The organism is Homoserinimonas sp., assembly GCF_056262345.1.
Map to the genome: position 1 here is coordinate 20,877 of NZ_JBACFR010000306.1, position 7,401 is coordinate 28,277.

Annotated in this window: 6 protein-coding genes; 2 read left to right on the plus strand and 4 right to left on the minus strand. The window is 65.3% G+C overall.

What is annotated here, in order from left to right; all coding sequences use genetic code 11:
- Positions 1 to 37: 37 nt before the first annotated feature.
- The 4 genes from AC062T_RS13940 to AC062T_RS13955 form a co-directional block, all read right to left on the minus strand.
- On the minus strand, positions 38 to 778 hold the full coding sequence (locus tag AC062T_RS13940; protein ID WP_108515686.1) for a PspA/IM30 family protein: 741 nt from the start codon (positions 776 to 778) through the stop codon (positions 38 to 40).
- A gap of 89 nt (positions 779 to 867) precedes the next feature.
- Positions 868 to 1,671, minus strand: coding sequence for a hypothetical protein (locus AC062T_RS13945; RefSeq protein ID WP_476031016.1), 804 nt, complete (start codon positions 1,669 to 1,671; stop codon positions 868 to 870).
- Positions 1,658 to 2,239 (minus strand): sigma-70 family RNA polymerase sigma factor, encoded by a 582-nt coding sequence (locus AC062T_RS13950; protein WP_476031018.1) that lies wholly within the window; start codon positions 2,237 to 2,239, stop codon positions 1,658 to 1,660. The genes AC062T_RS13945 and AC062T_RS13950 overlap by 14 nt, the downstream gene beginning before the upstream one ends.
- 186 nt (positions 2,240 to 2,425) lie before the next feature.
- Positions 2,426 to 4,282: a phosphoenolpyruvate carboxykinase (GTP) gene (locus AC062T_RS13955; RefSeq protein WP_476031020.1), complete on the minus strand. Its 1,857-nt coding sequence runs from the start codon at positions 4,280 to 4,282 to the stop codon at positions 2,426 to 2,428.
- A 129-nt stretch (positions 4,283 to 4,411) separates the two neighbouring features.
- Here AC062T_RS13955 and AC062T_RS13960 point away from each other — a divergent pair, with 129 nt between their 5' ends.
- Together AC062T_RS13960 and AC062T_RS13965 are read left to right on the plus strand one after the other, a co-directional pair.
- Positions 4,412 to 5,848 (plus strand): helix-turn-helix domain-containing protein, encoded by a 1,437-nt coding sequence (locus tag AC062T_RS13960; protein ID WP_108515691.1) that lies wholly within the window; start codon positions 4,412 to 4,414, stop codon positions 5,846 to 5,848.
- 77 nt (positions 5,849 to 5,925) lie between these two features.
- Positions 5,926 to 7,401: Clp protease N-terminal domain-containing protein (locus AC062T_RS13965; RefSeq protein WP_476031022.1), on the plus strand; the 1,476-nt coding region annotated here is incomplete at its 3' end.

Sequence of the window (7,401 nt, forward strand, 5' to 3'; positions counted from 1 at the left end):
TCTTGCACGCCGGGCCGCCTCACTGCACCACTCGGGGCTACTCGCCCGAGGTCACAGCATTCTGAGCGCCGCCGAGCTTGAGGGCGGCGAGTCGTGCCTCGAGCTCAATCGCCTGATCCGACGATTCAAGCTGCTCGAACTGGGCGTCGAGGCTCGACGACGCGAGCTCCTGCTGCCCCAGAACGCGGGCCTCTTCGCGCCGCACCTTCTCCTCGAAGCGGCTGATTTCGCTGGTCGGATCGAGCAGATCGATGCTCTTCATCGCATCCATGACCTGAGTTTGAGCCTGTGCCGTCTTGGCGCGGGCGATGAGCTGGTCACGCTTAGACGAGAGCTCGCCGAGCTTGCCCTTCATCGCATCGAGGCCGCGCTTGAGCTGATCGACCACCGCAGTCTGCGAGGCGATGACCGGCTCGGCATCCTTCGCCTCTTTTTCGGCTGCCATCTGGCGTCCCAGGGCGACCTTGGCGAGATTGTCGAACTTGTCGGCGTCGACAGCGTCGCCCGCGGCACGCAGCTCATCGGCTTTGCGGCTGGCTGCGATGGCCTTGCGGCCCCAGTCCTCGGCGTTGGCGACATCCTCTGCGTGGTCCTGCTCCAGCAGGCGCAGGTTGCCGATGGTCTCTGAGATGGCGCTCTCGGCCTCGGAGATGCTGCTGCTGTAGTCGCGGACCATCTGGTCGAGCATCTTGGCAGGGTCTTCGGCAGCGTCGAGCAGCGCATTGATGTTGGCCTTGGCCAACTGGGCGATGCGGCCAAAGATCGATTGCTTTGCCATGTACCGTGTCCTCTCGTTCAGGGACAGATGCCCCTCGTGAGTGCGACTTTATCGGAACCGGCTGAGCATCGCCGCCCCCTCGCGCTGGTCTACTGAAGTGTGATCTGCTGGGCGGGGCCGGTGACCGTTTCGACAGCGCCGTCCGCCGTTGTCACGTAGATCGCCGCGCTGAGAGCGTAGGTGCCAGCGGGGAGCGCCGGCAGGCCATCGCGGAACGACTCGGCCGCCTCATCCTGCTCGTTGCACAGCACGGGAACCACGGATGCGGGGTAGGTCATCGACTCGCCGGGTGCGAGGTCGACGGCGACGGCGAGTGCGATCAGCGGCCCATTGCTGTGCCAAACCGTGACGCCGTCTCGGCTGAGGGTCATGGCAGGGGAGGCGGCCGTTGTGCCGACGATGTGAGCCTGGCCGCTGTTGTGCAGAGTGACGGATGCCGCGATCGGCACGCCGTTCGCCTCGGCAACGGCGGGAAACTGGGGGGAGAGCTCGAGTGTCGTCGTGCTCGCAACCTCGGCGATCGGCAGGGCACAGGGGTTGAGCTTCTCTACGGGTGCGAGCGAGGTGCCCGCGCCGCCGGCGGCAGTCCCGACAAAATCCTCGGCCGTGAACCCGCCACCGGCGGACTCCCGGACAGGGGCACCCGAATCCGATGCCGATGTCATCGTCATCGACGAGGACGGCAGCCGAAGCCCGGTGGCTCCGGCAACGCCGATCCCGGCGACAGCGAGGGTCAGGGCCGATCCGACGCCCACCTGGCGGGGCAGCCTCCTCCGGCGTGAGCGACGGATGACCGCCGCAGTATCGATTGTGCCCAGACTCAGAGGCGTCTCAGAGAAGAGGGACTTGAGATCGCGCTGTCGCGCATTCGAGGAGTCGCTATCGCTGTGCATGGGTTTCTCCTTGTGTCGCGGCAGTGGAATGGCGCAGGGCGGTGGCTGGTGGCGCGGTGCCTGACCCAGGGACAGACCCGCCCGCGAGAGCGACCGACATTTTGGCGAGACCGTCGCTCAAATAACGCTTCACCGTGCCAGGGCTGATCTCCAGGGTCTCGGCGATATCGGCCACGGTGAAGTCGTCGTAGTAGCGCAGAACGAGGCACGCGCGCTCGCGGGGCGTGAGCCTGGCCAGCTCTCCGAATAGATCGATGCGGGTATCAGACGACTCCGCGGGGGAGACGTGGTGCTCAGGCGCTGCGGTCAGGTGCAGGATGCGCCGCCATCGTTGCGTGCGGCGCCCGCCATCGAGATGGGTCGTCAGAATCGCCCGCCGAACATAGGCCTCAGCGCTCTGCAGCGAAAGACCGTTGCGCAGCCGACCAAAGGTCTTGACCAGGGCATCCTGCACCAGGTCGGCCGCGTCATCCTGGCTGCCGGAGACGACGTAGGCGTACCGAAGCAGAGCGTCCCCGCGCTCGGCGACGAGCCGGGTCACCACGAGTTCCCATGCCGCTGTGGCCACCATGCCCGCCTCTCTCGACACCCGAGGCGTCGCACGTCCAGGGTGGCCTGAGAGACACCCGCTACTACCTAAGACGCGCGGCAAGGCCAAAACGTTGTGGGGGGAGGCCGCTTTAACGATCGAGGCCCCGCAGTGCGCAGTGTGCGCGGCGCGAGGCCTCGATTATGGAGTCTTGCTCCGACGTTATTACTCCGCCGTCAGGCGCTCGCGAATCTCGGCGAGCTGCGCAGAGAGCTCGGCGGGCAGACGCTCGCCAAACTTCTCGAAGAACTGCTCCGTGTCGTCAAGCTCGGCGAGCCAGGATTCCGGTGTGATCTCGAACAGCTGCTCAAGGTGCTTCTCGCTGATGTCCAGCCCGTCCACGTTGAGAGCGCCCTGCGGCGGCATGTACCCGAGCGGGGTGTCCTGCGCTTCTGCGCGTCCGTCGACGCGGTCCAGGATCCATTCGAGAACGCGGGAGTTCTCGGCGAAGCCGGGCCACAGAAAATCGCCGTCGTCGTTCTTGCGGAACCAGTTCACCTGGAAGATGCGCGGCATGTTGCCCGCGGCCCGCAGGGTGTCACCCACAGAAAGCCAGTGCGACCAGTGGTCAGCCATGTTGTACCCGCAGAAGGGCATCATGGCGAACGGGTCGCGGCGAAGCTCGCCCACGGCCCCTTCGGCAGCCGCAGTGCGCTCCGACGAGACGGTGGCACCGATGAAGACGCCGTGTTCCCAGTCGCGAGCCTCGACGACGAGGGGAACGTTGGTGGCGCGACGGCCTCCGAAGATGATCGCATCGATCACTACGCCCTGGGGGTCGTCCCACGTGTCCGCGATCGACGGAGCCTGGTGGGCGGCGACGGTGAAGCGGGAGTTGGGGTGGGCTGCGGGTGCGCCCGATTCCGGAGTCCAGGGGTTGCCCTGCCAGTCGGTCAGGTTCGCGGGAGCCTTGTCGGTGAGGCCCTCCCACCAGACGTCGCCGTCCTCGCGCAGTGCCACGTTCGTGAAGATCGTGTTGCCCCACAGCGTGTCGATTGCGGTCGCATTGGTCTTGGGGCTCGTTCCGGGGGCGACCCCAAAGAACCCAGCCTCGGGATTGATCGCGCGAAGCCGTCCATCGGGGCCGGGGCGAAGCCAGGCGATGTCGTCGCCGATGGTCTCAACCTTCCAGCCCGGGATGCTCGGCTTGAGCATCGCCAGGTTGGTCTTTCCGCAGGCGGACGGGAAGGCGGCGGCAACGTGGAACACCCGGCCGCGTGGGTTCGTGACCTTGAGCAGCAGCATGTGCTCGGCGAGCCATCCCTCGTCGTGAGCGATCACCGAGGCAATGCGCAGGGCGAAAGACTTCTTGGCGAGCAGTGCGTTGCCGCCGTAAGCAGAGCCGTATGACCAGATCTCGCGAGTCTCGGGAAAGTGGCTGATGTACTTCGTGTCGTTGCAGGGCCACGCGACATCCTCCTGGCCGGGAGCAAGAGGGGCGCCAACGCTGTGCACGGCGGGCACCCACTCGGTCTCGTCCGTGATGAGGTCGAGTGCTGCCGTGCCCATGCGAGTCATAACGCCCATCGACGCGACGACGTAGGGGGAGTCAGTGACCTGCACGCCAAGCTTGGCGAGCGGGCTGCCGAGGGGGCCCATCGAGAACGGCATCACGTACATGGTGCGACCGCGCATCGAACCCTCGAAGAGCGGAGCCAGAGTTGCCCGCATCTCGTCTGGCGCGATCCAGTTGTTGGTGGGGCCAGCATCCTCTTGGTTCTCGGAGCAGATGTAGGTGCGTGACTCGACGCGGGCCACATCGCTCGGGTGGCTGCGGGCGAGAAAGCTGTAGGGGCGGTGCTCAGGGTTCAGGCGCATGAGCGTGCCCGAATCGACCATGACGCGGGTCAGGCGGTCCCACTCTTGCGGGGAACCGTCGCACCAGACGATGGAGTCGGGCTGGGTGGTCTCGGCAATCGAGTTGACCCAGGCGACGACCCGAGCGTTGGCGCCGACGGGGGCACCGGCATACGAGGCTGACGTCGCTTCTTCAATTGTGGGTTGTGGGCTCGTCAGTGTCATGGTGTGTCCATCCGCTCGGCACGCAACTGCGTGCAAAAATCATCGGTGATTACAGTCTGGAACTCCTCACGCGCCTGTAAAGGCCATATCCGCTGAAAAGAATTGCCAATCTTTCGCTATGCTCAAGACGTGACCGATCTTGCAACACTGGGCCAGCGCATCCGTTACTTCCGGACTCAGGCAGGCCTCACCCTCGACCAACTCGGATCTGCCGTTGGCATTGCTGGCAGTCAGCTTTCGCTGATGGAAAACGGCCGACGAGAACCGCGGCTATCCCTGCTGCAGTCGATATCGGAGGCCCTCGGCATCCAGGTGTCCGAACTGCTGTCGTCCGAGCCTCCGACGCATCGCGCATCGCTCGAGATCGAACTCGAGCGGCTGCAGCACGGTGCCCTCTATGCGGGCCTCGGGCTGCCCACTATTCGGGTATCCCGCTCGATGACCGACGACACGCTAAGCGCCCTCGTCGGACTGCATCGCGAGCTCGCGCGCAGGGCGCGTGAGGCGATCGCCACTCCTGAGGAGGCTCGGCGCGCCAACACCGAGCTTCGCCAGCACATGCGCACGCAAAACAACTACCTGCCCGACCTAGAAAAGCTGGCAGAGGATGCCCTCGCGGGCGTCGGTCACACCAGCGGCGCCCTCACCCATCGCTCTGTCGCGCTGATGGCCAAGCGGCTGGGCTTCGACCTCATCCACGTTGACGACCTGCCGCACTCCACGCGTTCGGTCACCGATCTGGAAAACGGCCGTATTTATCTGCCCCCCGCATCAATCCCCGGCGGCCACGGCCTGCGATCGATGGCCCTGCAGGCCATGGCCCATCGACTACTCGATCACCACGAACCGGCCAGCTACGCAGAGTTCTTGCAGCAGAGACTGGAGATCAACTACTTTGCGGCTGCCTGCCTGATGCCGCTGCGCCAATCCGTCGATTTTCTCTCGACGGCCAAAGAGGAGCGCAACCTCGCGATCGAGGATTTTCGCGATGCTTTCGGCGTAACTCACGAGGCCGCCGCCCTGCGCTTCACGAACCTGGCGACCAGCCACCTCGGCATGCCCGTCCACTTTCTCCGCGTCGGCGACGACGGCGCACTCTATAAGGGGTATGAGAACGACGGGATGGGGCTCCCGACCGACGTGACGGGGTCGATGGAAGGGCAGATCGTCTGCCGCTACTGGAGTGCGCGCGTGGCATTTACCCGCACCAACCGAACCACCGAGTTCTACCAGTACACCGACACGCCTTCCGGAACTTTCTGGAGCTCGACCCAGACGGGAACGAGCTCGCAGGGAGACTTCTCCATCACCTTTGGTGTGCCCTTCAACGATGCCAAATGGTTTCGGGGCAGAGATACGCGCAATCGCGAGACTTCGACGTGCCCCGACGTCAACTGCTGCCGCAGGCCCTCGGGAGAGTTCGCAGAGCGCTGGTCGCACAGGGCGTGGGCAAGCGCCAAGCTGCACTCGCACATCCTGTCGCCGCTGCCCTCGGGAACCTTTCCCGGGGTCGACGACACCGAGCTCTACGAGTTTCTCGAGACCCATTCGGGCGACACCGACTAGCTCTCGCATCGGGAATGTTTTTGGCACCCCCGCCGTTGCTATGAGTCAAGGCGACTCAAGTTATGGAAAGGGGTCTCATGCCTACATTTTTTGGTCCGGTCGGTGCCGGCGCTGGCTCGTTCGACGAGTTCCTTGCGCGGTACCTTCAGGAGCAGCGCGCCGCCCAGACGGGGCGCCCCATTGACATCACGCGGCTGCTCAGTCGCCGCACCCACGACGTTCTTAGCGAAGCCGCAAGCAACGCGGCCCAGCACGGCCACACCGAGCTCGACGCCCTTCACCTGCTTCGCGTGCTCGTTACCATTCCCTCGGTTTCAGAAACCCTGCGAGGAATCGGCGCAGACGCTTCGGCGATCTCTGCCGCAATCGAGCAGGCGCTCCCCGGTGACAGTGCAGAGCGCCCATCCGGCGCCCCCACGCTGACGCCGTCGACTCAGCGAGCACTTCTCGACGCCCACCAGGTGGCCCGTGCCTTTGGTTCGACCTATATCGACCCAGAGCACGTCTTCTTTGCGTTTGTTGTCAACCACGACTCTGCCGCCGGGCGGATTCTTGCTGCCCACGGCGTCACGCCGCAGGCTCTGCAGTCTGGCCGCGCGGCGGCTCCAGACGCGACCGCCGCTGGTGCTGCGGCATCCGAAACTCCCACGCTCGACACCTACGGTGTCGACCTCACGGCTCAGGCCCGAGAAGGAAGGCTCGACCCTGTCATCGGCCGTCACGACGAGATCGAGCAGACCATCGAGATACTCTCCCGGCGAACCAAGAACAACCCGGTTCTGATCGGAGAGGCGGGTGTCGGCAAGACCGCTGTCGTAGAGGGCCTGGCCCAGGCAATCGTCGACGGCAGCGTGCCCGAGCAACTGCGCAACAAGCGCCTTGTCTCCCTCGATCCGCCCGGACTGCTTGCCGGTGCGCGGTACCGCGGCGACTTCGAGGAGCGCCTAACCAACCTCATGGGGGAGGTCAGCACGCACAAGGGCGACCTCATCATCTTCATCGACGAACTCCACACCATTGTGGGGGCCGGTGGTGGAGGCGATGGCGGCGGAATGGATGCCGGCAACCTCCTCAAGCCTCGCCTTGCCCGCGGCGAGCTGCACCTGATCGGTGCGACCACCCTGAGCGAATACCGCCGGGTGGAGAAGGACTCCGCTCTTGAGCGGAGGTTCCAGCCCGTCACGGTCAACGAGCCCAGCGCCGAGGATGCCGTGAAGATTCTGGCCGGGCTGCGCTCGCGCTACGAGGAGCACCACGGTGTGACCTACACGGATGCTGCCCTCCAGGCCGCTGTCGACCTGTCGTCGCGGTACATCAGCGACCGGTTCCTGCCCGACAAGGCGATCGACCTCATCGACCAGGCCGGGGCGCGGTTGCGCCTGCGGCTCGGGATGCGGGTTGACGTTGCCGCCCTGAAGCAGCAGCTCGCCGAGGCTGTGGCGTCGAAGGATGCCGCCGTCGCCGAGGAGCGCTACGAGGATGCTTCCGCGCTGCGGGACCGCATCGACGAGCTTCAGAAGGCGGTAACCGCAGCCGAGTCGGGTACCTCAACG